This window comes from Arsenicicoccus sp. UBA6765, from assembly GCF_002453335.1.
In the GTDB taxonomy this organism is placed as follows: Bacteria; Actinomycetota; Actinomycetes; order Actinomycetales; family Dermatophilaceae; genus Arsenicicoccus; species Arsenicicoccus bolidensis.
Genome location: NZ_DKGR01000018.1, coordinates 107,280 through 130,419, shown reverse-complemented (window position 1 = coordinate 130,419; position 23,140 = coordinate 107,280). Strand labels below are relative to the sequence as shown.

Annotated in this window: 20 protein-coding genes; 14 read left to right on the top strand and 6 right to left on the bottom strand. The window is 70.9% G+C overall.

Annotated features, from left to right (window positions below; genetic code table 11):
- From B4K29_RS05025 to B4K29_RS05010, 4 genes are all read left to right on the top strand, one after another.
- On the top strand, positions 1-1,038 hold the full coding sequence (locus B4K29_RS05025) for a GDP-mannose 4,6-dehydratase (RefSeq protein WP_286955701.1): 1,038 nt from the start codon (positions 1-3) through the stop codon (positions 1,036-1,038).
- Positions 1,035-2,267: an aminotransferase class I/II-fold pyridoxal phosphate-dependent enzyme gene (locus B4K29_RS05020; protein WP_286955702.1), complete on the top strand. Its 1,233-nt coding sequence runs from the start codon at positions 1,035-1,037 to the stop codon at positions 2,265-2,267. The genes B4K29_RS05025 and B4K29_RS05020 overlap by 4 nt, the downstream gene beginning before the upstream one ends.
- A gap of 118 nt (positions 2,268-2,385) precedes the next feature.
- Entirely contained in the window at positions 2,386-3,342 is a 957-nt protein-coding gene (locus B4K29_RS05015; protein WP_286955704.1) for a TIGR03885 family FMN-dependent LLM class oxidoreductase, read from the top strand.
- Between the two features lie 85 nt (positions 3,343-3,427).
- The gene (locus B4K29_RS05010; protein WP_286955705.1) at positions 3,428-5,104 is read left to right on the top strand and encodes an alpha-amylase family protein; all 1,677 of its coding nucleotides are present in this window, start codon (positions 3,428-3,430) and stop codon (positions 5,102-5,104) included.
- Positions 5,105-5,215: 111 nt separating this feature from the next.
- On the opposite strand, the gene B4K29_RS05005 is transcribed toward B4K29_RS05010, so the two are convergent.
- Together B4K29_RS05005 and B4K29_RS05000 are read right to left on the bottom strand one after the other, a co-directional pair.
- Positions 5,216-6,499: a cupin domain-containing protein gene (locus B4K29_RS05005; RefSeq protein ID WP_286955706.1), complete on the bottom strand. Its 1,284-nt coding sequence runs from the start codon at positions 6,497-6,499 to the stop codon at positions 5,216-5,218.
- The gene (locus B4K29_RS05000; protein WP_029210705.1) at positions 6,496-6,711 is read right to left on the bottom strand and encodes a hypothetical protein; all 216 of its coding nucleotides are present in this window, start codon (positions 6,709-6,711) and stop codon (positions 6,496-6,498) included. The genes B4K29_RS05005 and B4K29_RS05000 overlap by 4 nt, the downstream gene beginning before the upstream one ends.
- Positions 6,712-6,841: 130 nt before the next feature.
- On the opposite strand from B4K29_RS05000, the gene B4K29_RS04995 reads away from it, so the two are divergent.
- The 3 genes from B4K29_RS04995 to B4K29_RS04985 are packed head-to-tail and all read left to right on the top strand — an operon-like array spanning position 6,842 to position 9,779.
- The gene (locus tag B4K29_RS04995) at positions 6,842-8,008 is read left to right on the top strand and encodes an acyl-CoA dehydrogenase family protein (RefSeq protein ID WP_019285702.1); all 1,167 of its coding nucleotides are present in this window, start codon (positions 6,842-6,844) and stop codon (positions 8,006-8,008) included.
- Between the two features lie 8 nt (positions 8,009-8,016).
- Positions 8,017-8,949: a glycosyltransferase gene (locus B4K29_RS04990; protein ID WP_239264068.1), complete on the top strand. Its 933-nt coding sequence runs from the start codon at positions 8,017-8,019 to the stop codon at positions 8,947-8,949.
- Positions 8,946-9,779 carry a glycosyltransferase gene (locus B4K29_RS04985; RefSeq protein ID WP_286955707.1) on the top strand — a complete coding sequence of 278 codons (834 nt, stop codon included), beginning with the start codon at positions 8,946-8,948 and terminating at the stop codon, positions 9,777-9,779. The genes B4K29_RS04990 and B4K29_RS04985 overlap by 4 nt, the downstream gene beginning before the upstream one ends.
- 68 nt (positions 9,780-9,847) lie before the next feature.
- Here B4K29_RS04985 and B4K29_RS04980 read toward each other — a convergent pair whose 3' ends face one another.
- The 3 genes from B4K29_RS04980 to B4K29_RS04970 are packed head-to-tail and all read right to left on the bottom strand — an operon-like array spanning position 9,848 to position 12,283.
- Positions 9,848-11,173, bottom strand: coding sequence for an LCP family protein (locus B4K29_RS04980; RefSeq protein ID WP_286966542.1), 1,326 nt, complete (start codon positions 11,171-11,173; stop codon positions 9,848-9,850).
- Complete coding sequence (locus tag B4K29_RS04975; RefSeq protein ID WP_286955709.1) at positions 11,160-11,603, bottom strand: DUF2304 domain-containing protein; 444 nt, start codon at positions 11,601-11,603, stop codon at positions 11,160-11,162. The genes B4K29_RS04980 and B4K29_RS04975 overlap by 14 nt, the downstream gene beginning before the upstream one ends.
- The gene (locus B4K29_RS04970; protein ID WP_286966541.1) at positions 11,600-12,283 is read right to left on the bottom strand and encodes a glycosyltransferase family 2 protein; all 684 of its coding nucleotides are present in this window, start codon (positions 12,281-12,283) and stop codon (positions 11,600-11,602) included. The genes B4K29_RS04975 and B4K29_RS04970 overlap by 4 nt, the downstream gene beginning before the upstream one ends.
- A gap of 89 nt (positions 12,284-12,372) precedes the next feature.
- Between B4K29_RS04970 and B4K29_RS04965 the strand changes: the two genes are divergently transcribed.
- Positions 12,373-13,509 (top strand): glycosyltransferase family 4 protein, encoded by a 1,137-nt coding sequence (locus B4K29_RS04965; RefSeq protein WP_286966539.1) that lies wholly within the window; start codon positions 12,373-12,375, stop codon positions 13,507-13,509.
- 131 nt (positions 13,510-13,640) lie between these two features.
- Complete coding sequence (locus B4K29_RS04960; protein WP_286966538.1) at positions 13,641-14,726, top strand: hypothetical protein; 1,086 nt, start codon at positions 13,641-13,643, stop codon at positions 14,724-14,726.
- 3 nt (positions 14,727-14,729) lie between these two features.
- On the opposite strand, the gene B4K29_RS04955 is transcribed toward B4K29_RS04960, so the two are convergent.
- A complete protein-coding gene (locus tag B4K29_RS04955) occupies positions 14,730-16,136 on the bottom strand; it encodes a lipopolysaccharide biosynthesis protein (RefSeq protein ID WP_286966537.1) in 1,407 nt (468 codons plus the stop codon).
- A 127-nt stretch (positions 16,137-16,263) separates the two neighbouring features.
- On the opposite strand from B4K29_RS04955, the gene glf reads away from it, so the two are divergent.
- From glf to B4K29_RS04930, 5 genes are read left to right on the top strand one after another with little or no spacing between them, the layout of a single operon-like run.
- Positions 16,264-17,451, top strand: a complete 1,188-nt coding sequence (gene glf / locus B4K29_RS04950) for a UDP-galactopyranose mutase (protein ID WP_029210696.1) — start codon at positions 16,264-16,266, stop codon at positions 17,449-17,451.
- Positions 17,448-19,421: a glycosyltransferase gene (locus B4K29_RS04945; protein WP_286966536.1), complete on the top strand. Its 1,974-nt coding sequence runs from the start codon at positions 17,448-17,450 to the stop codon at positions 19,419-19,421. Before glf ends, B4K29_RS04945 begins: the two co-directional genes overlap by 4 nt.
- 16 nt (positions 19,422-19,437) lie before the next feature.
- Positions 19,438-20,328 (top strand): ABC transporter permease, encoded by an 891-nt coding sequence (locus B4K29_RS04940; RefSeq protein ID WP_286966535.1) that lies wholly within the window; start codon positions 19,438-19,440, stop codon positions 20,326-20,328.
- 2 nt (positions 20,329-20,330) lie between these two features.
- On the top strand, positions 20,331-21,083 hold the full coding sequence (locus tag B4K29_RS04935) for an ABC transporter ATP-binding protein (RefSeq protein ID WP_286966534.1): 753 nt from the start codon (positions 20,331-20,333) through the stop codon (positions 21,081-21,083).
- On the top strand, positions 21,080-23,110 hold the full coding sequence (locus B4K29_RS04930; RefSeq protein WP_286966533.1) for a DUF6541 family protein: 2,031 nt from the start codon (positions 21,080-21,082) through the stop codon (positions 23,108-23,110). The genes B4K29_RS04935 and B4K29_RS04930 overlap by 4 nt, the downstream gene beginning before the upstream one ends.
- Positions 23,111-23,140: the final 30 nt, after the last annotated feature.

Genomic DNA, 23,140 nt, shown 5'->3' with positions numbered 1-23,140 from the left:
ATGACCGCACCGCAGCAGGACTCGTCCTCCGTAGCCACTCTCAAGGGCAAGCGGGTCCTCGTGACCGGCTCGGACGGGTTCATCGGCTCGCACCTCGTCGAGCGGCTCGTCGCCGACGGGGCGCAGGTCTCGGCCTTCTGCCTCTACAACTCCAACGGGTCCCTGGGCTGGCTGGACGAGTCACCGAGCTTCCAGCAGGCGCTCAAGGACGGGCAGGCCGAGGTCGTGCTCGGCGACATCCGTGACCCCGAGCACGTGATGGCCTCGGTCGAGGGCATGGACGTCGTCCTGCACCTGGCGGCCCTCATCGCGATCCCCTTCTCCTACGTCGCGCCCCGCTCCTACGTCGAGACCAACGTGATCGGCACGCTCAACGTCCTCGAGGCGGTCCGCCGGCACGGGACGCCGCGCCTGGTCAACACCTCCACCTCCGAGGTCTACGGCACCCCCAAGGAGGTGCCGATCACCGAGACCCACGAGCTGCGCGGCCAGTCGCCCTACTCCGCCACCAAGATCAGCGCGGACAAGATGTGCGAGTCCTACGCGCTGTCCTTCGAGACGCCGGTGACGATCCTGCGGCCGTTCAACACCTACGGGCCGCGCCAGTCGACCCGCGCCGTCATCCCGACGGTCCTGTCGCAGATGCTCGTGGGTGCCGAGGAGATCCGCCTCGGGGCGGTCTCGCCCAAGCGCGACTTCACCTTCGCCACCGACACCGCGGACGGCTTCGTGCGCGCCGCGCTGACGGACGTCCCGCCGGGCGAGGTCATCCAGCTGGGCACCGGCCGCACGGACTCCATCGGCGAGATCGTCGAGATCTGCAAGCAGGTCACCGGCTCGTCCGCCCGCATCGTCACCGACGAGGAGCGCATCCGTCCCGCCGGGTCCGAGGTCGAGATCCTGCTCTCCGAGCCCCGCAAGGCCAAGGAGCTGCTGGGCTGGGAGCCCACGGTCTCGCTCGAGGACGGCCTGGCCCAGGTGGCCGAGTGGCTGCGCCCGCGCGTCGACGCCGACAAGGCCGCGAGGTACCACCGATGAGCGACGCCGAGACCGCCTCAGGCACCCCGGACGCCGGCGCCGCGACGAGCGCCCGCCACAGCGTGGGCGGCGAGGCGAACGCCCCCGGTGCCCACGAGCAGGGCTTCGTGCCGCTGTCCGTCCCCAACATCGGCGAGCTCGAGCGGCGCTACGTGCTGGAGGCCGTCGAGTCCGGGTTCGTGTCCTCCGTCGGGCCCTTCGTGTCCGAGTTCGAGGAGCGGTTCGCTGAGTATGTCGGCGCCGGCTACGCCGTCGCGACCTCCTCGGGCACGGCCGCCCTGCACGTCGCGCTGATCCTGCTCGGCGTCGAGCGCGACGACGAGGTGATGGTCAGCGACTTCACCTTCGTCGGGTCCATCAACCCGATCGCCTACCTCGGCGCCCGCGCCGTCCTCGTGGACAGCGACGCGTCCTGGGACCTCGACCCCGACCTGGTCGAGACCGAGCTCCAGCGACGCGTCGACGCGGGCGAGCCCCTGCCCAAGGTCCTCGAGGTGGTTCACGTGCTCGGCCAGCCGGCCGACATGGACCGGCTCGTCGAGATCTGCGAGCGGTTCGGCGTGGCCGTGCTCGAGGACGCCGCCGAGTCGCTCGGCGCGACCTGGACGACCGGGGAGCTGGCGGGACGTCATACGGGCACCGTCGGCCGCATCGGGTGCTACTCGTTCAACGGCAACAAGGTCGCCACCACCGGCGGCGGGGGCATGCTGGTGACCGACGACGAGGCCCTGGCCCGACGGGCCAAGCACCTCACCACCCAGGCCAAGGTGCCCGACATCGGCTACCTGCACGACGAGGTCGGCTACAACTACCGCCTCACCAACATCGCCGCCGGCCTCGGGCTCGCGCAGCTGGAGCGGCTGCCGGGCTTCCTCGAGGCCAAGCACCGCATCGCGCGGCGCTACGACGAGGCCTTCGCCGAGCTGCCGCTCACGCTCCCCCCGCGGATCGAGGGGACCGAGTCCAACGACTGGCTCTACTCCGTCCTCGTGCCCGAGGACAAGGGCGGTCGGGACGCGTTCATCGCGCACCTGAACTCGCGCCAGGTCCAGGGCCGGGCCCTGTGGCGGCCGTTGCACGCGCAACCGCCGTTCGCCGGCTCCACGGTGCTCGGTGGGGACGTCGGCGACGACCTGTTCGCCCGCGGCGTGTCCCTGCCCTGCTCCACCGACCTGACCGAGGCCGACCAGGAGCGGGTCGTCGAGGCCGTCCTGACCTTCTTCGACTGACGCGCACCTCGTGATCGTGTGCGCCCCGGTGACCACCCGGGGCGCACACGACTCTCCGGGTCGGACAACCGCTGATCGGGCGAGGTTCCGGCGCCGACGCACCGGGTAGGGGTCAGCAATGACTGTCGTTGGATTCCACTGCTCGCACGAACAGATCTCTCCACGCCAGCTGCTCGCCGACGTGCAGCTGGCGGAGCAGGCCGGCTGGGACGCCGCCATGTGCTCGGACCACTGGGCGCCGTGGGGCTCCAGGCAGGGCCAGTCGGGCTTCGCCTGGTCCTGGCTCGGCGCCGCCCTCGCGAGCACCGACCTGCGCCTCGGCTGCGTCAACGCGCCGGGCTACCGCTACCACCCCGCGATCATCGCCCAGGCCTCGGCCACCCTGGCCCAGATGTTCCCCGGCCGCTTCTGGGTGGCCCTCGGGTCGGGGGAGTACTCCAACGAGTTCATCACGGGTGAGGCGTGGCCGCCCAAGGCGGAGCGGCAGGAGCGTCTGCTGGAGTGCGCTGACATCATCCGTCGCCTGCACCGCGGCGAGACCGTCACGCACAAGGGGCACGTCACGGTCAACGAGGCCCGGCTCTGGACGCTGCCGGAGAAGCTGCCAGAGCTCATCCAGCCTGCGGTCTCCGTCGAGACCGCCCGCCAGGGAGCGGCCTGGGCGGACGGGGTGGCCACCATCAACCAGCCCCTGGACACGCTCAAGGGGCTGGTCGCGGCATACCGCGAGGCCGGCGGAGCCGGCACCCTCACCCTGCAGGTGCACGTCTCGTGGGCCCCCACCGAGGACGAGGCCTGGGAGATCGCCCGGGACCAGTGGAGCACCAACGTGTTCCCGCCGCCGGTGTGCTGGGACCTGACCACGAGCCAGCTCGACGTCGTCAGCCAGAACGTCTCCGACGAGCAGATCGCCCAGTCGGTCATCGTCAGCTCCGACCACCAGGCCATCGCCGCCCAGGTCAAGGAGATGGTGGACCTGGGCTTCGACGAGGTCTACCTGCACCACGTCGGCCAGTCCCAGGCGCAGTTCATCGAGACCTTCGCCGAGCACGTGGTGCCCCAGCTGCGCGGCTGAGCCGCGCCCATCGCCCCGCCCCGGCACGCGGCGGGCGCGCGGCATACGCATCCCCGGCCCCCGACCGAGCACCCGAGGAGAACCCATGCGCATCACCGAGACCGGCGACCTGTGGTGGAAGAACGCCGTCATCTACAGCCTCGACGTCGAGACCTACAACGACGGCAACGGCGACGGGATCGGCGACTTCGCCGGCCTCGCCGGACGCATCGACTACCTGGCCGAGCTCGGGGTGACCTGCCTGTGGCTCATGCCCTACTTCCCCAGCCCCGACCTCGACGACGGCTACGACATCACCGACTTCTACAACGTCGACCCGCGCCTCGGGAACCTGGGTGACTTCGTCGAGGTCACCCGCACCGCCCACGACCGGGGGATGCGGGTGATCATCGACCTCGTCATCAACCACACCTCCGACCAGCACCCGTGGTTCAAGCAGAGCCGCAAGAGCACCGACAACCCCTACCGCGACTGGTACGTCTGGCGCTCGGACACCCCGCCGGACACGTCCGACAAGGTCGTCTTTCCCGACCAGGAGGTCTCCATCTGGGAGAAGGACGACAAGACGGGGGAGTGGTACCTCCACAACTTCTACAAGCACCAGCCGGACCTCAACATCGCCAACCCCAAGGTGCGCGACGAGATCTTCAAGATCATCGGGTTCTGGGCTCAGCTCGGCGTCGACGGCTTCCGGATCGACGCCGTGCCCTTCATCTTCTCCACCGAGGGCAACACGCCCGAGGAGATCGAGGCCTTCGGCGACCCGCACGACTTCCTGCGCGACATCCGCGCCATGGTCGGCCGCCGCACCGGTGACGGGATCATCCTCGGCGAGGTCAACATCCCCTACAAGGACCAGTACACCTTCTTCGGCGAGGAGCACGGTGACGGCCTCACGATGCAGTTCGACTTCATCGGGATGCAGGCGGCCTACCTGTCGCTAGCGCGGCAGGACCCGGCCCCGCTGGTCAAGGCGCTCGGGCAGCGCCCGCAGCTGTCCCACGGCACCCAGTGGGCCAACTTCCTGCGCAACCACGACGAGCTCACCCTGGACAAGCTGACCGACAAGGAGCGCCAGGAGGTCTTCGACGCCTTCGGCCCGGAGCCGGAGATGCAGGTCTACGGCCGCGGGCTCAAGCGTCGCCTGCCCTCGATGATGGGCGGCGACCCCCGCCGGATCCGGATGGCCTACTCGCTGCTGTTCTCCCTCCCGGGGACCCCCTCCCTGTTCTACGGCGAGGAGATCGGGATGGGCGAGGTGCTCTCCGAGGAGGGCCGTATGGCGGTGCGCACCCCCATGCAGTGGACCCCCGAGTCGAGCGCCGGCTTCAGCACGGCCGGCGTCCGCAAGCTCGTGGCGCCGCTGCCGTCCGACGGCTACTCGCCCGAGCACGTCAACGTGGCCGACCAGCGCAGCGACCCCGACTCGCAGTACGCCTTCGTGCGCGACCTGATCTTCCGCTACCGGCAGCACCCGGAGCTGGGGTGGGGTCACCACGAGGTGATCGAGCAGCCGCACACGGCGGTGCTCGCGCTGCGCTGCCGGCACGAGGAGAACAGCGTCATCACCCTGCACAACTTCTCGCCGGACGGGGTCACGGTGGCGTTCTCCCTCGACGAGGAGCCGGGCACGGTGCTGGTCGACGTGTTCACCGGTGAGGAGTGCCGGCTCGACGACGAGGGCCGGATCGAGGTCGTGCTCGACGGCTACGGCTACCGCTGGTATCGCGTGCACGGCCCGGACGACCGCCGCCTCTACTGAGGCTCGCACGAGGCGAACTCCCCTCCCCTCGACAAAGATCGTGAGGGTCTGGTCCAAGGATGTTGGACCAAACCCTCACGATCTCGGCATCGTGCGGGGGAGGAGGGCGGGTCAGGCGGGGACGAGGACCCCGGCGCGCAGCAGGGTCCGCGCGGCCTCCTGCCCCAGCTCGGCGGCGGTGGTCTCACCACCGTCGAGGAGTATGTCGAGAGCCGGCCGACCGGCCGCGGGGATCCGCTGCAGCCCGAGGCGGCTGTCCAGCATGAGCTGCTCGTCGTCGGCCGGGACCGGCGAGACCGTGATCCGCAGGTGCGGGCGCAGCCGCAGCCGGGTGGCGTCGCCGAGGTCGAGCACCGCCTGGACCTGGGCGATCGGCGAGATCGGCGACAGCCGCCGTCCGGCCTCGTCACGGCGGGTCAGGGCCCGCGAGATGGAGGCGTCGTCGAGCTCCTCGATCGCGCGCACCAGCGCCGCCCGAGCCACCGCGAACCCGCTCGTGTCCGTCGAGATGTCGACCCCCAGGTCCAACGACCGGCGGACGTCGGGGTCGGAGGCCGCGCGGTCGAGGGCGAGCTCCCCGATGACCTCGGCGGCGGCATACGGCGTCCAGGTGTGGACCCCGATGGTGACGTGCGACGAGATCTCGCCGAAGGTCGAGGCCGCGTGGATCGTCCCCCGCGGGAGGTAGAGCACGTCGCCGGGCTCGAGCGTCACGTCGAGGACGGGCTCGGTGCGGGCCGCCTCCTCGACCTGGCTGCGGCGCTCCGCCCAGGGGTGGTGCCGCAGGGGCGCCTCCAGCACGGGCGCGTGGAGCACCCAGCGCTTGCGGCCGCTCGTCTGCACGACGAAGACGTCGTGCACGTCGTAGTGGTCGGCGAAGCCCTGGCTCTGCGGCGGCGTGATGTAGGCGTTGATCTGCACCGGGTGGCCGAGGTCGACCGCCAGCTGCTGGCCCAGGTCGACCAGCGCCGGCCAGGTGCGGTGCAGGCCCTGGGCGACGATCGTGGCCCCACCGGCGAACTCGCGGTGCAGCTGGTCGTCGCCGACCTGGTCGCGGACGCTCGCCCCCACGCCGCCGGCGGTGGTGAACAGGCTGTCGGGCAGCGGGGACCCGTCCTTGGCCAGCCGCAGGAAGGGCGCCCGCAGGCCCCGGCGGGACACCATCTCGTCCACCGCGTCGGGACCGAACAGGTCGGTGAAGTCACGCCCGTCCTCGGCCAGGGCCTCGGCGCCGGTGCGCAGCAGCGGACGGCGGCTCCACACCTCGGCGGCGAAGGTCTCGACGTCACCGACGAGACGAGCGAGTGCCGGGCGCTGCTGGGTCGCGGCTGCGTCGTCGGTGCTCCCGGCGCTCCCGGCGCTCCCGGTCGTGCGGCTGGCGGTGCCGGCGGTCATGCCCCGGGCTCGATCGTGGGGCCGCGGCCCTCGGACTGGTCCTCGTCGAGGTCGGCGCCGGCGAGCTCGGGGTCGTCCCCGCCCGACGAGGCCTGCTGGTTGTCGTCCTGGTCGTCCTTGGTGGGATAGAGCCCGGAGCGCGACACCTGGCCGGCGTCACCGTCCTGGGCCTGGTCCATCACCGAGGGCTCCTCTGGCTGCTGCGTGGTCATGCCTGCCTCCTCGCGTCGCGGGTATGGTCCTAGGACCATACCGAGCGGAGGCCCCCGGCATACGTGGCAGGTGGTGAGGGACACGCTCCCGGCCGCCGCCGGGAGAGCCGGGCGCAGGTAGGCTCGGCCCGTGGCTTCCAACACCGACTTCGACCTGTTCAAGACCTCTGAGGAGCACGAGGAGCTCCGCGCGATGCTGCGCGAGGTGGTCGCCGACAAGATCGCGCCCGCCGCCGCCGAGGTGGACGACAAGAGCATCTTCCCCCAGGTCGCCTACGACGCCCTGTGCCAGGTCGACCTCCAGGCGCCGCACGTGGCGGAGGAGTACGACGGGGTCGGCCTCGACGCTCTCGGCACCTGCATCGTCATCGAGGAGGTCGCCCGCGGGTGCGCCTCCTCCTCGCTGATCCCGGCCGTCAACAAGCTCGGCTCGATGCCCCTGATCCTGGCGGGGTCCGAGGAGGTCAAGCGCCGCTACCTGCCGCCGATGGCGCGCGGCGAGGCGATGTTCTCCTACGGCCTGTCCGAGCGTGAGGCCGGGTCCGACACGGCCGGCATGCGCACCCGGGCCCGCCGCGAGGGCGACGACTGGGTCCTCAACGGCACCAAGGCGTGGATCACCAACGCCGGCGTCTCCGAGTTCTACACCGTCCTCGCGGTCAGCGACCCCGACGGCCGCCGCGGCGCCAACGTCACGGCCTTCGTGGTCGAGAAGGGCGACGAGGGCTTCGGCTTCTCCGAGCCCGAGCGCAAGCTCGGCATCAAGGGCAGCCCCACCCGCGAGCTGCACCTCGACAACGTCCGCATCGGCGACGACCGCCGCGTCGGCGAGGTCGGCGACGGCCTCAAGATCGCGCTGCGCACCCTCGACCACACCCGCATCACGATCGGCGCCCAGGCCGTCGGGATCGCCCAGGGCGCCCTCGACCAGGCCGTGGCCTATGTCAAGGAGCGCAAGCAGTTCGGCAAGGCCATCGCCGAGTTCCAGGGCATGCAGTTCATGCTCGCCGACATGGCCATGGAGCTCGAGGCCGCCCGCCAGATGGTCTACGTCGCGGCCGCCAAGTCTGAGCGCGGCGACGCCGACCTTCCGTTCTTCGGCGCGGCCGCCAAGTGCTTCGCCTCCGACGTGGCGATGAAGGTCACCACCGACGCCGTCCAGGCGCTCGGCGGCGCCGGCTACACCAAGGACTTCCCGGTCGAGCGGATGATGCGCGACGCCAAGATCACCCAGATCTACGAGGGCACCAACCAGGTCCAGCGCCTGGTCATGGCACGTCAGCTGCTCAAGGGCTGACCGGCCGGATGACGCCTGACGCCTCCGTCGTCGCCGTGGTCGTGACCTGGAACCGGCACGACCTGCTCCTCGAGGTGCTGTCGGCGCTGCGATCCCAGACCCTGCCGGTCTCGCGGGTCGTGGTCGTCGACAACGCCTCCACCGACGGCACCGCCGAGACGCTCCGCGCCCAGGGCGAGGACGTCGTGACGGTGACGGCGCGCACCAACACCGGTGGGGCCGGGGGGTTCGCGATCGGCATACGGCGGGCGCTCGAGCTGGGGTGCGACGCCGTCTGGCTGATGGACGACGACACGGTCCCGGAGCCCGAGGCGCTGGCCGCCCTGGTGCGGGCCCGCGGCGAGTTCCCGCTCGGCACACCGGCGGTCGTCGCCAGCCGGGTCGTGTGGACCGACGGTCGTGACCACCCGATGAACACCCCGCGCCCGTCGCCCTTCGCGTCGGCGCAGGAGCGCGAGGCCGCGGCGTCGATCGGCTGCGTCCCGGTGCGCTCGGCGTCCTTCGTGTCGATCCTGTGCGACGCCGCCGCGGTGCGCGAGCGCGGTCTGCCGGTCGCGGACTACTTCCTGTGGAACGACGACTTCGAGTACTCCACGCGCCTGATCCGTGGTGGCCACGGCCTCGCCTGCCCGGGGTCGGTGGTGGTGCACAAGACCAGGACCTTCGGCTCGACCGACGCCGACCCGGGCCCCCGCTTCTACTACGAGGTCCGCAACAAGGTGTGGATGTGGACGCGCTCGCGGTCCCTGACGCCGGTGGAGAAGGTCGTCTACGGCGGGTCCTCCCTGCGGCGCTGGGTCCGGACCGTCGCGCGGTCCGGTGACCGCGGGACGCTGGTGCGGGGACTGGCCAGGGGTGTGCGCGACGGGGTGCTGCGCGGCCCGCGGCGCACCGAGGACGTCCTGTCGGAGGCCGTGGGGGAGCAGGGGCGAGCCGTATGACGGAGCTGCCGTTCAGCGTGCTGATGTGCGTCTACCGCGGAGACGACCCGGCCCACCTGCGCGAGGCCTTCGACTCCGTGACGGTCGAGCAGGTGCGACCTCCCGCCCAGGTCGTGCTGGTGCAGGACGGGCCGGTGCCGACCGCGCTCGACGAGGCGATCCAGCGGCTGGTCGCGGAGCCGGTGGTGCCGGTGGAGCTGGTCCGGCTCCCGGTCAACCGCGGTCTCGGCGTCGCCCTCACCGCCGGCCTGGCGCGGTGCGCCCACGACGTGGTCGCCCGGATGGACGCCGACGACATCTCGCTGCCCGACCGGTTCGCGGTGCAGCTGCCCGTCGTCGAGGGCGGCGCCGACGTGGTCGGGTCGGGGATGCTCGAGATCGGCTCGGGCCGGGACGACGTGGTGGGGCGGCGGGTGCCGCCGCTCACGCCCGAGCGGATCGTCGAGTCCTCCCGGATGGCGCAGCCGTTCAACCACCCGACCGTCGTCTACCGCCGCTCCGCCGTCGAGGCCGCCGGCGGCTACCAGGACTTCAAGCAGATGGAGGACTACCTGCTGTTCGCCCGGATGATCCAGGGCGGGGCACGGGTGGCCAACGTCGCCGAACCCTTGCTGTGCTACCGGGTGGGGGAGGGGGCCTACGCCCGCCGTGGCGGGTGGTCCATGCTGCGCACCGAGCTGGCGCTGCAGCGGCGCTTCCTCCGGATGGGGTTCACGACGCCGGCGCAGTGCGTGCGCAACGTCCTGGTGCGCGGCGTCTACCGTCTCGTGCCCGAGCAGCTGCGACGTATGGCCTACGGGGCGATCATGGCGCGCCGCGGCGAGCGTTGACCTCCCTCAGGTAGGCACATCCGCCCGGGTTGGCACGCCAGGCGAGTGTGACTACCTCAGGTAGATCCTCAGGGGAGCGGCTGGTCGTCCTTGATCTTGCCGAAGAACTCCTGCGCCTTGGCGGTGTCCCACTTGACGGCGACCCCCGCCGCCGTGGGGTAGGCCGGGTTGGAGATCGGCACGACCAGGGACTGCCCGTCGCCACCCGAGGACGATCGCATCGCCTGCAGGACGCGCGTCAGGTCCGCCGGCGTGGTCCCGTCACCGACCTTGACCCCCTCGGCGGCGCTGTGCGTGAAGCCCCAGTAGCGCCACGGCAGGAGCACGGTCGCGGGACTGGCGGCCTTGCGCATGATCGCGCCGAGGAACTGACGCTGGCGCTTGGCCCGGCCGAGGTCGCCCTCGGGGTCGGAGTAGCGGGACCGCACGAAGCCCAGGGCCTGCGGACCGGTCAGGGTCTGCTCGCCCTTCTTGAGGTTGATGCCGGCCTTCTCGTCGTTCATGTCGAACGGCACGTCCACGGAGACGCCGCCCAGGGAGTCGACGACCCGGGCGAACCCGCCGAAGCCGATCTCGACGTAGCCGTCCACGTGCACGCCGGTCGCCTGCTCCACCGTCTCGACGAGGAGCTTCGGGCCACCGATGGAGTAGGCCGCGTTGATCTTGTTGCGGTTGTGACCCGGGATCGGCACGTAGGAGTCGCGCGGCAGGGAGACCAGCGCGGACTTCTGCCCGGACTCGGAGACGTGCACGAGGATGATCGAGTCGGTGCGCTGCCCGGCGTCGTCTCCGGTCGCGAGCTGCTGCTGCTCCTCGGCGCTGAGCCCGGCCCGCGAGTCGGAGCCGACGAGCAGGTAGTTGTAGCCGCTCACCCGCGCCGGGCGATCCCCCGCGGGAGAGGCGTCGACGTTCGACACCGAGCTCCATGCGTGCAACGGCGTCACGACGAGGAAGGCGATCCAGGCGAGCAGGGCCACGAGCAGGAGGGCCACGACCCGCCGGCGGCGGTGCACCCGGCGCGGCGGCCGACCCGGCCGGGCGTCGTACGACCGGCGCGGGGGCGAGGTGGGGGGCTGGGCCGGTCGGGACGGCTGGACCGGCATCTGGCGGGTGCCGGACCGGCCCCCGTCGTCCCAGCGATCGTCGTATGCCGCGCCCGCCGGGTAGGCCGCGCCGCCCCCACGCGCCTGGTCCACGGGCTCGTCGCCCCACCCGTCATCGCGCCGAGGGTCCGGGTCAGGACGGTGGTCCTCGTCGGGACGGCGGCGACCAGTGATGCGACTCGCGCCGCCGAGCGGGTTGCGCGGGCTGGACATCCGTCCGCGCCGCCTGCGCGTGTCGACGACGTAGGACTCGGTGTCGTCGTGCGGGTCTCGCTCGTCAGCGGGGGTCATCGCTCGGGTCGGCCTCCGGGTCGGGGACGTCGGTCATGTCTTCTGGACGCATCACCGTAGCCGCAGGTTGTCCCTGCGACCTGGACGCCACCTCCGGGTGTCGTGCGGCAGCCTCGTCGAGCGCGATGCGCCTCGAGAGCCGGGTGAACCGCACGTCCATCTCGCGGAAGCGCAGGTGGGTGCTCATCATGTAGCCGAGGAACGCGATGGCGAGGACGTAGAGCACCAGGTCGGTGCCTCGACCGACGCCCACCGCCCGGGCCAGACGCACCCACACCGACGGGAAGATGATGGAGTACACCGCGAAGGCGGCGAAGGCGAACATGCCGAGCCGCCGGATCGCCTGGGTGCGCGCCCCGCGTGCCGTGGTCATCCGCAGGAGCACCACGACGATGGTGGCGATCAGCGCGAGCTGGATGAGGGCCTTCACTTGAACATCAGCTCCACGAGGATGTTGACCGAGTTCCACAGGGACTGGCCCTTGGAGACCGAGTAGTCGGTGTAGAGGATGTGGACGGGCTCCTCGGCGTAGCGCACCGGTCTGCCGTCGACCTGCATGGCCCCGATCTGCGCCACGATCTCGGACGCGTGGGCCATGCGGTTCATGGTGATGTCGAGCTGCTCGACGACCGGTCGGGACAGGACCCGCAGCCCGTTGTGGGCATCGGTGAGCCGCGTCCCCGTCGAGAGGTTGGTGTAGGCGACCGCGAGGCGCAGGACGAGCTTCTTCAGCGCGCTCGGCTTGGTCCGCTCGTCCAGGAACCGTGACCCGAAGATGACGTCCAGGTCGTCGGTCCGGATCCGGTCGAGCATCTGCAGGACGTCGTCCACCTGGTGCTGCCCGTCGGCGTCGAAGGTGACGACGTACGCCATCTCGGGATCGGTCAGGGCGAACTCGAACCCCGTCTGGAGGGCGGCGCCCTGACCCATGTTGACCGGGTGCTGGACGAGGCGGGCACCAGCGGCGAGTGCCCGCGCCGCGCTCTGGTCCTTGGACCCGTCGTCGACGCACACGACGTTGGGGAAGGTGCGCCGGGCATGGGTGACGACGTCGCCGATCACCGTCGCCTCGTTGTAGAGGGGGACGACCAGCCAGACGTTCTCGTTCACGCATGACACGATAGGGGGTCGCGGCAGGTCTGCCGCTGCGCGGCGCGCCCCGGCGTCATGATGAGCACGTGATGGACGTGAGGAGCGGCATGCCCGAGCAGCGGAGTCCCCACCTGCTGGTGGTGGTCACGAACTTCCGGAACTCATCGGGCGGTGTCGAGAGCCACCTCCAGGCCCTGCTTCCGCGCCTGGTGGGTCGTGGGGTGATCGTCACGGTCGTGCAGCTCGGTGGTGGCAGCGATCCCTACCTGTGGCAGGGGGTGCGGGTGCTGCCCCTGCGCAGGCACCTGGACGTCGGCGAGGTGGTGGCGGTCCCCTCGCCGTTGGAGTGGGCCCGTGTCGTCCGACTCGTGAGGTCGGGTCGCCTCCTCGGCGGTCCGCCCGTCACCGACGTGGCCACCCACACCCGGTTCTTCCCCATGAGCGCCCTCGGGGTGCTGCTGGCCCGCGACCTGTCGGTGCCGCTGCTCCACACCGAGCACGGCGGGGGTTTCGTCGCCGCCGGCGGTCTCGTCTCGGTGGCGAGCCGACTGGTCGACCTGACCCTCGGGCGGTTCGTCCTCCGCGCGGCGGACGACGTCCTCGCGGTGTCGGCCAGGACGGCCGAGTTCGTCGGGCAGCTCGCCGGCGTAGGCTGCGTGCCCTTCGGCAACGGCCTCGACCTGGCCCGTTGGGTTCCCTCGGCGCAGGAGGGTCCCGCGGAGCGCCCCCGGAGCCTCGTGTATGTCGGACGCCTGGTGGAGGAGAAGGGCTGGCGCACGTTCCTGCGCGTGGTCGAGGCCTGCCGCGAGGCTGGCTGGCAGGGGGAGGCGCACCTGGCGGGGGACGGACCTGATCTCGAGCGGGCCGGACGCGAGGCCACCAGGCTCGGCGGGACGACGGTCCACGGTCGCCTGGACCCGGAGCGGATCCGCCGCCTGCTCCACGGCTCGGTCTACGTCAACCCCAGCACCGCCTCGGAGGGCTTCCAGCTGACCCAGGTGGAGGCGGCGGCCGCCGGTGCCACGGTCGTCGGCTACGAGGTCGGGGTGGCGCGCGAGCTCGCTGCGGCCGTGCCGACGGTCGTCGTCGTCCCGTCCGGGGACGAGCCGGCCCTGACCGCCGAGGTGCTGAGCGCCGTGGATGCGGCGCCCACGGGATCCGCGGCCGACCTGCTCGGGGACTGGGACTGGGACGTCCTGGCGGATCGCTACGCCACCATGCTGCACGGCCACCCCGTGACCTGACCTCCAGTGACCTGACCTCCCGCGCCCCACCCCTCTCGGATCGCCCCGCAGCGCCCCCGATCTCCTTTGATCCCCCCCCGGATCTCCCCCCGACCTTCCCCCGATCTCCCCGACCTACGCAGGAGTGCCCGATGGACATCCAGAACCACTTCTACGGCCACACCGCGGTCCTGGCGCACGCCGCCGGACAACCACGGGTCCGCCACCTCGCCGGCCTCGTGCAGCACGGGTGGGTGGTCACGTCGCCGCTGGTCAGCAACATGGGTCAGTTCCCGTCCGTGGGCCTGCCGGGGGACCGCCGTCGGGTGCTGGTCTGGTCCCACGAGGCTCGGTCCTGGGACCCGGCGGACGAGGCGCGGCCGACCACGGCGATCGGCGCTCCGTGGCTCTACCTGGTCAGGCTCATGCGGGACGCCGGGGTCGAGGCCGACCCGGTGGTCGAGCCCCGGCCGCTGATCATGCCGATGCACGGGACCCACGTGCATCGGGTCGAGTCCGACGCCCGGGCGCTGGCCGACTACTACCTGCAGACCGAGGGGCCGTCCACGATCTGCCTGCACGTCGAGGACCTCAAGGATCCCGAGATGGTCGCGGCCTGGAGCGTCGGCGGCAACCAGGTCGTGTCCGCGGGCGGGCGGTTCGACACGCACTTCATGACCCGCCTCTACCTCGGCATGCAGCGAGCATCCCGCGTCGTGAGCAACCGGGCCGGCACGTCGACCTGGTATGCCGCGAGCCTGGGCCTCCCCTCCTGCGTGCACGGTCCGGAGCCACGGCTGGTGGGGCAGGGGAGCGACGTCGGCGCGAGGATGCGTGAGCTGTGGCCCGAGGTCTACACGCAGTCCCCGGACGTGGACGCGGTGCGCGCCGTGAGCGACCTGGAGCTCGGCGCCGGGCACCTGCGCGATCCCGAGGAGCTGCGGGTCCTCGCCGGGTGGCAGCACCCCCTGTCCCTGCGCCCCGCGTTCGACTACTGGGCGGGCATGCCCCTCGAGAAGGCCGCTGGGGTGGTGCGCGGGCACCTGGGGCGGTCCCGCGCCGCCGACGACGCAACCCCCGGGGAGGGCGTTCCGGTGGCCCCGGCCGCAGCGCCGCCGCACGCCACCCCTCACCCGCTCAGCTTCCTGCGCCACCCGATGAGCCACCTGCCCCGCCGACTCCCGGAGAGCTGGACGCCGACGACGGCGGGCTGGCTGCGTCCGGGACAGGTGGGCTGACGCTCAGCGACGCACCACCCGGCGCACCTGCCACAGCGCGACGAGCCCCAGGCCCGCGGCCACGGGGAGACGGACGAAGGACGTCACGCCACTCGCGGGCAGCCACGCGCCCAGCAGGCACGCGGCCGCGCCATGCAGCACGGGGATGGCGAGCACGCTCTGCCTCCACCGGTCGGCTCGGCCGGCATGGCGCGCGAGGCTCACCAGGGCCCACTGGCAGGCGTAGGTCGCCGGGAACCCGAGGGCGACCGCGCGCAGGTCGAGCCGTCCGGCCAGGTAGGCGACCGTCATGCCCACGGCCAGGGACACGGGGGTGATGATCGCCAGCGCGGTGGTGCGTCCCTGCACGAACAGCAGGTGGGAGTTGGCGAGGTAGCCGATGGCGAGGACCGTGCCGATCCCCGCCAGACCCACGGCCGGCACGAGTGCCAGGGGCTGGTATCGACTGTCCGCGAAGGCCTGGAGCAGCCAGGGCGAGAGGACGCTCACGCCACCGGCGACCGTGGCCGTCAGCATCGCGATGTCGGCGGTGGTGCGCTCGAGGACGGGGACGCGGTCCTGCGGCGTGGCGGCGAACACCACGGGGGCCCAGGAGTTGTTGAGGGCCGAGGTCACAACCCCCGGCGCCACCCCCAGCAGCAGGGCTATCCCGAGCCGACCGGCCGCCGCGTCGTCGTAGAGGCTGGAGGCCACGAACAGCATGCCGCCGTTGGCGCAGTAGAGGGCGACCATGTGGGGCAGCAGGGGAGTCCCCATCCGCAGGGCTCGACGGAGGTCGCCGGGCTCGCGACGGCGCTCGCCACGGCCCGTGAGGACGAGGCCGACCGCGCCGGCCAGGGCGTACCCCACGGCCACGCCGACGACGTAGACCCAGGCCGATCGGAGCCAGAGGAGCGTCGAGGCCAGCCCGATCAACGGTCCGCCGAGGGTGGCGAGGACGCTGACCGTCACGAAGGCGCCCGGGCGGTCCAGGACACGCAGCATCGCCTGCGAGTTCTCCACGGCGACGAAGGCTCCGCCGCCCAGGACGGCCAGCGCCGTGACCAGAGCAGTGCCGCCGACCAGCCCGTGCCACAGGGGACTCGTAACGGCGGCAAGGATCGCCAGGCCGGCGCCCGCGAACGAGGCGCGCAGCAACAGGTCACGAGCCCCCGCGACCCCGCCGCGCGCCAGCATGCCCTGGCGCGTGATGACCGAGGGCATGCCGAGGCTGGCCAGCATCATCACGACCTGGAGGACGACGAGCGCCTTGAGGATCTGGCCGTACTCGCCGACGTCGTCACGAAAGACGCGGGTGAGGGCGGGGGTCACGAGGGTGTTGGCCAGGATCGGTCCCGCCGTCCCGAGCGCATAGATGGCGCCTCGACCGAGGACACCCCGGCTGGCCTCGCTCGCGGCGGATGAGCTCATGCGCCAAGGCAACCACGCCGGCCTGCCGGGCCTCACCTCGGACACGCGACCGGCGGCCGCCGAGCCGACAGGAAGGGGTGAAGTAGGGTGAACCGACACCTGGCAGCACACCTCTTGGGAGTATCGCGTGAACCCAGATCTCGTCGTCGTCGGCGCCGGCCTCTTCGGGCTGACCGTCGCCCAGCAGGTGGCGGAGCGCTTCGACCGCAAGGTCCTGGTCCTCGACCGGCGCCACCACGTGGGGGGCAACGCCTACAGCGAGATCGACCCCGAGACGGGGATCGAGGTGCACAAGTACGGCGCGCACCTGTTCCACACGTCCAACGAGCGGGTGTGGGACTACGTCAACCGGTTCACGTCCTTCACGGGCTACCAGCACCGCGTGTACACCAGCCACGGCGGCGAGGTCTACCCCATGCCGATCAACCTCGGCACGATCAACCAGTTCTTCCGCTCGTCCTACTCGCCGGACGAGGCGCGCGCGCTGATCCGCGAGCAGTCCGCGGAGCTGGGGGACAAGGAGCCCGAGAACTTCGTCGAGAAGGGCGTGTCCCTCATCGGGCGCCCGCTCTACGAGGCCTTCATCGCGCACTACACCGCCAAGCAGTGGCAGACCGACCCCGAGAAGCTGTCGGCCGACATCATCAGCCGGCTGCCCGTGCGGTTCACCTACGACAACCGCTACTTCAACGACACCTACGAGGGCCTGCCGACCCGCGGCTACACCCACTGGCTGCAGACCATGGCCGACCACCCCAACATCGAGGTCCGCCTCGAGACGGACTTCTTCGACGAGGGCCAGGAGCTGTCCCGGGGCAACGTCGTGGGCAACGTGCCGGTCGTCTACACCGGCCCCGTCGACCGTTACTTCGACTACCAGGCGGGCCGCCTCGGCTGGCGGACCATCGACCTGGAGGAGCAGCGCCTCGACGTGGGCGACTTCCAGGGCTGTCCGGTCATGAACTACCCCGACGCCGACGTGCCCTTCACCCGCATCCTGGAGTTCCGGCACTTCCACCCCGAGCGGGACATGGCCAAGGACAAGACGATCATCCACCGCGAGTACTCCCGCTTCGCCGGCGACAGCGACGAGCCCTACTACCCGGTCAACACGCCCGAGGACCGCCAGCAGCTGCTGGCCTACCGCGACCTGGGGCGCGCGGAGCAGGGGGTCCTGTTCGGGGGCCGCCTCGGCACCTACAAGTACTTCGACATGCACATGGCCATCGGCGCCGCGCTGAGCATGGTCGACAACAAGCTCGCCCCGCACTTCGAGCAGGGCGAGGCGCTGGTCAGTGGAGGAGTGGACGCATGAGCGAGGCTGGGACCACCATGGCGACCCGACGTCCGACGCGAGGTCGCCGTCCCGTCGACGACCTGGCCGGTGAGGGGCGCCGCACCGCGATGCGCGTCATCTTCCCGTACGACGGCGACCTGGACACGCTCAACCTCTACATCGACCTGCCGAAGGGTGCCAGCCAGGAGGAGGTCCACCCGGACGACGTCCTGGGTCGGCACAGCGTGCGGGTCCGCCCGGGTCGACGACTGTCGATGGGGTCCTACTTCAACGCCTTCCCGGCGTCCTACTGGCGACGGTGGACGGTGGCGACCGAGACCCGCCTGACGGTCCGCACGCGAGGCGAGGGCGCGGTGATCGTCTACCGCTCCAACGCGCGTGGCAACCAGCAGCGCGTGGACTCCGTGCGCGTGGACAATGAGGCCACGTCCACGTTCGACCTCTCGTTCACGACCTTCGGGGACGGTGGCTGGTACTGGTTCGACCTGGTCTCGGGCACCGACGGCATGGTGCTCGAGGGTGCCGACTGGTCCGTGGCGGAGAACGACCGCCCCTACGGCACCGTCACCCTCGGCGTCACCACCTTCAACCGCTCGGACTACTGCGTCCGCAACATCGGCGTCGTCGCCGAGGACGACGACCTGCGCGCCGTCCTCGACGAGCTGATCATCGTCGACCAGGGCAACAAGCTGGTCGAGGACGAGCCCGACTTCCCGGGCCTCGCCGAGCGCATGGGCGAGCAGCTGCGCGTCATCCGGCAGGACAACCTCGGTGGGTCCGGCGGTTTCGCCCGCAACCAGTACGAAGCCGCGGTGGGCGGCAAGAGCGACTACGTCGTCATGCTCGACGACGACATCCAGCTCGAGCCCGAGTCGATCATCCGCATCACGACCTTCGCCGACCTGTGCCGCAAGCCCACCCTGGTGGGTGGCCACATGTTCGACCTGCTCAACAAGTCGGTCCTGCACACCTTCGGCGAGATCGTGGACCCCTACCGCTGGCAGCCCACGCTGCCGGGGCCCGACCAGTACCTCGGCCACGACTTCGCGCGCACCCCGCTGCGCAAGACGCCGTGGATGCACCAGCGCGTCGACGTCGACTACAACGGCTGGTGGATGTGCCTCATCCCCACCCAGGTCATCCGCGAGATCGGGCTGTCCCTGCCCGTCTTCATCAAGTGGGACGACGCCGAGTACGGCCTGCGCGCCAAGGCGGCGGGCTACCACACGGTCTCGCTGCCGGGGGCGGCCTGCTGGCACGTCTCCTGGATCGACAAGGACGACCTGGTGGGGTGGCAGGCCTATTTCCACACCCGCAACCGCCTCATCTCCGGGCTCCTGCACAGCCCCTATCCCTACGGCGGCGAGCTGGTTCGGCGGGCCGAGATGGACGACGTCAAGCACCTCGTGTCCATGCAGTACTACACGGTCGAGGGGCGCCTCCAGGCGCAGCGCGACCTGCTCGCGGGACCGGACGCCCTCCACGACATCCTCCCCAAGAGGCTGCCCGAGCTGCGAGCCCGTATGACGGCGCACGACGACAGCGTGCTGCGCCCCGAGGTGGACGAGTTCCCTCAGGTCAGGTCGCCCAAGCCGCGTCGCCCGCGCAAGTGGAAGACCCCGCCGGTCGGACGACTCGTGCTCGAGGGCGGCAAGGCCCTGGCGCGCCAGGTCCTGCCATTGCGCGAGGGCGCCGAGGAGCACCCCCAGACGCTGATCGCCCACAAGGACAACAAGTGGTGGAACGTCGCCCAGTACGACAGCGCGTTGGTCACCAACGCCGAGGGCACCGGGATCGCGTGGTACCGGCGCAAGCCCGAGCTGGTGCGCTCCATGCTGCGGGAGTCGGCCACCAACCACGCCCGCATCCTCGCCGAGTTCCCTCGGCTGCGTAAGGAGTACCAGGAGGCGCTGCCGCGCATCACGTCCTTCGAGGCGTGGGAGCGGACCTTCGGCATCGAGCCGCGAGACCGCGGCACCGAGCAGTAGGGACGAGCAGCGCTCCGTGGACAACCCCTCGTCGATCACCGCTCAACCCTTCCGGGAGCCCGGCCACAGCGCTGGGCTCCTGGAGATCCCGAAGTGGCGGTTCCTGCTCCGGCTCCTCGTCCGCAAGGAGCTCCGCGTGCGCTACCGCGGCTCGGCGCTCGGGCTGCTGTGGAGCTATGTCAAGCCGGCCGTGCAGATCGTGGTGTTCTACCTCGCGCTCGGCAAGTTCCTCCGGCTGGAGGAGTCGATCCCGAACTACGTGATCTACATGTTCGGCGGGATCGTCATGGTCAACTTCTTCAACGAGGTCTTCGGCAACACCACGAAGTCCATCGTCTGGAACGCCGACCTGGTCAAGAAGATCTACCTGCCGCGTGAGCTGTTCCCGGTCGCGAGCGTGTGGGTGGCCTTCGTGCACTTCGTCCCGCAGCTGGTGGTGCTGCTGGTCGGGGCGCTGATCGCCGGGTGGCGTCCGGGGCCGCTCAACCTGCTGGCCGGTCTGGGGTGCGTGACCATCGTCGGTGTCCTCGCGCTCGGGATGGGCCTGCTGTTCGGGTCGATGAACGTCCTGTTCCGTGACGCCGAGAACTTCGTCGACCTGATCGTCATGGTCGCCACGTGGCTGTCTCCGGTGCTCTACACCTGGCAGAAGGTGCACGACGAGGTCCCGGGGTGGGCGTGGACGATCTACCAGGCCAACCCCCTCACGGCTGCGGTCGAGCTGGCGCACTACGCCTTCTGGATCCCCACGTCCGGCGTCGTGCCCGCCGGGCAGGATGCCGCCGCGCTGATGCCTCCCCACTGGGTGTGGTGGAGCGTGCTCGGCCTGGCCCTGTCGTCCTTCGTCCTGCTGCTCGGTCAGCTCGTCTTCCGCCGGCTCGAGGGCCGCTTCGCCCAGGAGCTGTGATCGTGACCGACACCCGTGCCGACCTGACCGTGGTCCGCGTCGACCACGTCGACAAGAGGTTCACCCTGCGCCACTCCCACTCCCTCAAGGAGTGGGCCATGTGGACCGTGCGGGGCCGCCAGGGCGAGCTGTCCGAGACCTTCCTGGCGCTCGAGGACATCACCCTCCAGATCGAGCGCGGCGAGTCCGTCGGGCTCTTGGGCTTCAACGGTTCCGGCAAGTCCACGCTGCTCAAGCTGCTGTCGGGCGTCATGCTGCCCGACCGGGGCACCGTCGGGATCCGAGGTCGGATCGCCGGGCTGATCGAGGTGGGCGCGGGCTTCCACCCTGATCTCACCGGCCGCGAGAACGTCTATCTCAACGGCTCGATCCTCGGCATGTCGGAGGCGGAGATCGACGCCAAGTTCGACGCCATCGTGGCGTTCAGCGAGATCGAGAAGTTCATCGACACGGAGGTGAAGTTCTACTCCTCCGGCATGTTCCTGCGCCTGGCGTTCGCGGTCGCCGCTCACTCGGAGCCCGACATCTTCCTCATCGACGAGATCCTCGCGGTGGGCGACGAGCCCTTCCAGCGCAAGTGCCTCGAGCGGGTCTCCGAGCTCAAGGCCCAGGGACAGACCCTGGTGGTCGTGACCCACGACCTCGACATGGTGCAGCGCGTCTGTGACCGGGGGGTCGTCCTGGAGCGCGGCCACGTGGTGCACGACGGGACGATCGTCAGCGCCGTCGAGCACCTCCGCGGGGGCGCGCGATGACGTGGGTCCCCGTCCTGCCGGCGCTGCTGGTCGCTGCTCTGCTGCTGACCGTTCCGGGGTTGCTCGTCGGGCTGGCGCTCGGCCTACGGAACGAGCCGTCGCTGGGCGCCGCGCCGCTCCTGTCCGTCGCGACCGTCGCGCTCGCCATCCCGCTGTCCTCGGTACTCGGCATGGAGTGGGGGCTGCTGCCCATCGCGGCGACCACGGCGGCGCTGGTGCTGGGAGGCCTGCTGTGCTGGTGGCTCGCACGCAGGTTCCTGTCGGCCACGGCTGTGGCAGCCCGCCGCGACCCGCGGTGGGCGCGCCTCGACCTCCTGACCTTCTCGATCACGGTGGTGGCGGGAGCCGCATGGGTCGGGGCTGTGTGCATCCACACCATCGGAGACGTGGCGACCGTCCAGCAGACGTTCGATGGTGTCTTCCATGTCAACGCCATCGCGCGGGTCGCCGAGACGGGCTCGGCATCGCCCGGCACCGTCTCCGCCACGTCCAACACGACTGGCGCCGCTCCGTTCTACCCCCCGTTGTTCCATGCGCTGGGTGGTCTGCTGGTGGCCTGGCTCGGCCTCACTCCCGTGGTCGCCGCCAACGTGCTCGCAGTGGTCGTGGCCGCCGTGGTCTGGGTGCTGTCGATCGCGCTCCTGGGGCACGTGGTCCTCGCCCGACGACGTCTCGGGGTGGCAGCCTGCGTGCTCGCGGCCTGCGCCATGCCCGTGTTCCCCTACCTGCTCATGTCCTTCGGGGTTCTCTGGCCGAATCTGCTGAGCGTGGCCGTGCTTCCCACGGTCCTGGCCTTCGTGGTCGTGGTGCTGGGGGAGTCGGAGGTACCGACGATTCCCTGGGCCACCTCCCTCGTGGGGGGTGTCCTCAGCCTGGCGGGTCTCTACTACGCACACCCGGGCGGGGTGTTCGCCGCCGTCGCGCTCGCCCTCCCCGTGCTCGCCTCGTCGCTCGTGTCCGTCGGCGCGACCGTATGGCGCCGCCGACCGCTCGGTCCGTTCTGGGCGGTCCTGGGTGGGGTCCTGGTCGTCGTCGGCCTTCGCGTGGCCTGGAACCTCGTGCTCTCGGTGCCGCAGGTGCAGAGCACCATGAAGTTCGACTGGCGGGCGACGATGACCATGGCTCAGGCGTTCGGCAACGCACTGGCGCTGGCGACGCCTCTGTCACCCGCCTCGTGGTTGCTCGCATGGCTCGTCGTCGGGGGAGCGGCCCTGGCGATCCGGCATCGCCATCAGCGCTGGCTCGTCCTCGCCCACGCCGTCGTCGTGTACCTGTACATGCTCGCAGCGGGCAGCGACGAGCAGACGTCCCAGGAGCTGACCGGCTTCTGGTACAACGACCAGTACCGTCTGGCGGCGTTGCTGCCCATCACGGGTGCGCCACTCGCCGGCCTCGCGCTCGTGCGGTGTCGTGATCTTCTGCTGCGAGCGCTGTCCCTCTGGCGCCATACGCGGGGCTCGCACCAGGAGTCCTCGGACCCGGGTCGACGCGGCCCGGACATCCTGCGCTGGGGAGCTGCTGGTGCCGTTCTTGCGGTCGTGGTGCTGCTGCTGCCTGGCCAGTGGCGCCTGGTCGGCCCGGCCTATGTCCTCCGGGGTGGCTACTACCCAGGCTCTGACGCATCGGAGCTGATCGACCAGCCCGAGCGGCAGCTCTATGCCCGGCTGCTGGCGCCCGCGCCGGGGGACGAGGCGCTGGTGATCGGCGACCCGTGGACCGGTGGGGCGCTGGCCGGCCCGATCAGTGGCAGGGAGGGCGTCTACGGCCACATGATCAACCGCATGGACCCTGACCGCGAGCTGCTGAGCACCAGGTTCCGGGAGCTGGCGACGGATCGGGCGGTGTGCGCGGCGGTCCGCAGGCTCGGCATCGGCTACGCCGTGGAGGACACCCGGCACTTCAGGCCCGATGACCCGCGGACCCGGACCTACCCCGGCATCGACGGGCTTGCCGGCCGTCCCGGGCTGCAGCTGCTCGGGCGCGAGGGCACCGTGTCCGTCTACCGCGTCCTGCCCTGCCAGACCTAGGACGAGGGGCACGCAGCGGGGGTCGGCCAC

What these genes read in the sequence shown, in the direction of transcription:
- B4K29_RS05025 (WP_286955701.1), top strand. Translation starts at nt 1, where the DNA reads ATGACCGCACCGCAGCAGGACTCGTCCTCCGTAGCCACTCTCAAGGGC.
- B4K29_RS05020 (WP_286955702.1), top strand. Translation starts at nt 1,035, where the DNA reads ATGAGCGACGCCGAGACCGCCTCAGGCACCCCGGACGCCGGCGCCGCG.
- B4K29_RS05015 (WP_286955704.1), top strand. Translation starts at nt 2,386, where the DNA reads ATGACTGTCGTTGGATTCCACTGCTCGCACGAACAGATCTCTCCACGC.
- B4K29_RS05010 (WP_286955705.1), top strand. Translation starts at nt 3,428, where the DNA reads ATGCGCATCACCGAGACCGGCGACCTGTGGTGGAAGAACGCCGTCATC.
- B4K29_RS05005 (WP_286955706.1), bottom strand. Translation starts at nt 6,499, where the DNA reads ATGACCGCCGGCACCGCCAGCCGCACGACCGGGAGCGCCGGGAGCGCC.
- B4K29_RS05000 (WP_029210705.1), bottom strand. Translation starts at nt 6,711, where the DNA reads ATGACCACGCAGCAGCCAGAGGAGCCCTCGGTGATGGACCAGGCCCAG.
- B4K29_RS04990 (WP_239264068.1), top strand. Translation starts at nt 8,017, where the DNA reads ATGACGCCTGACGCCTCCGTCGTCGCCGTGGTCGTGACCTGGAACCGG.
- B4K29_RS04985 (WP_286955707.1), top strand. Translation starts at nt 8,946, where the DNA reads ATGACGGAGCTGCCGTTCAGCGTGCTGATGTGCGTCTACCGCGGAGAC.
- B4K29_RS04980 (WP_286966542.1), bottom strand. Translation starts at nt 11,173, where the DNA reads ATGACCCCCGCTGACGAGCGAGACCCGCACGACGACACCGAGTCCTAC.
- B4K29_RS04965 (WP_286966539.1), top strand. Translation starts at nt 12,373, where the DNA reads ATGCCCGAGCAGCGGAGTCCCCACCTGCTGGTGGTGGTCACGAACTTC.
- B4K29_RS04960 (WP_286966538.1), top strand. Translation starts at nt 13,641, where the DNA reads ATGGACATCCAGAACCACTTCTACGGCCACACCGCGGTCCTGGCGCAC.
- B4K29_RS04955 (WP_286966537.1), bottom strand. Translation starts at nt 16,136, where the DNA reads ATGAGCTCATCCGCCGCGAGCGAGGCCAGCCGGGGTGTCCTCGGTCGA.
- B4K29_RS04945 (WP_286966536.1), top strand. Translation starts at nt 17,448, where the DNA reads ATGAGCGAGGCTGGGACCACCATGGCGACCCGACGTCCGACGCGAGGT.
- B4K29_RS04930 (WP_286966533.1), top strand. Translation starts at nt 21,080, where the DNA reads ATGACGTGGGTCCCCGTCCTGCCGGCGCTGCTGGTCGCTGCTCTGCTG.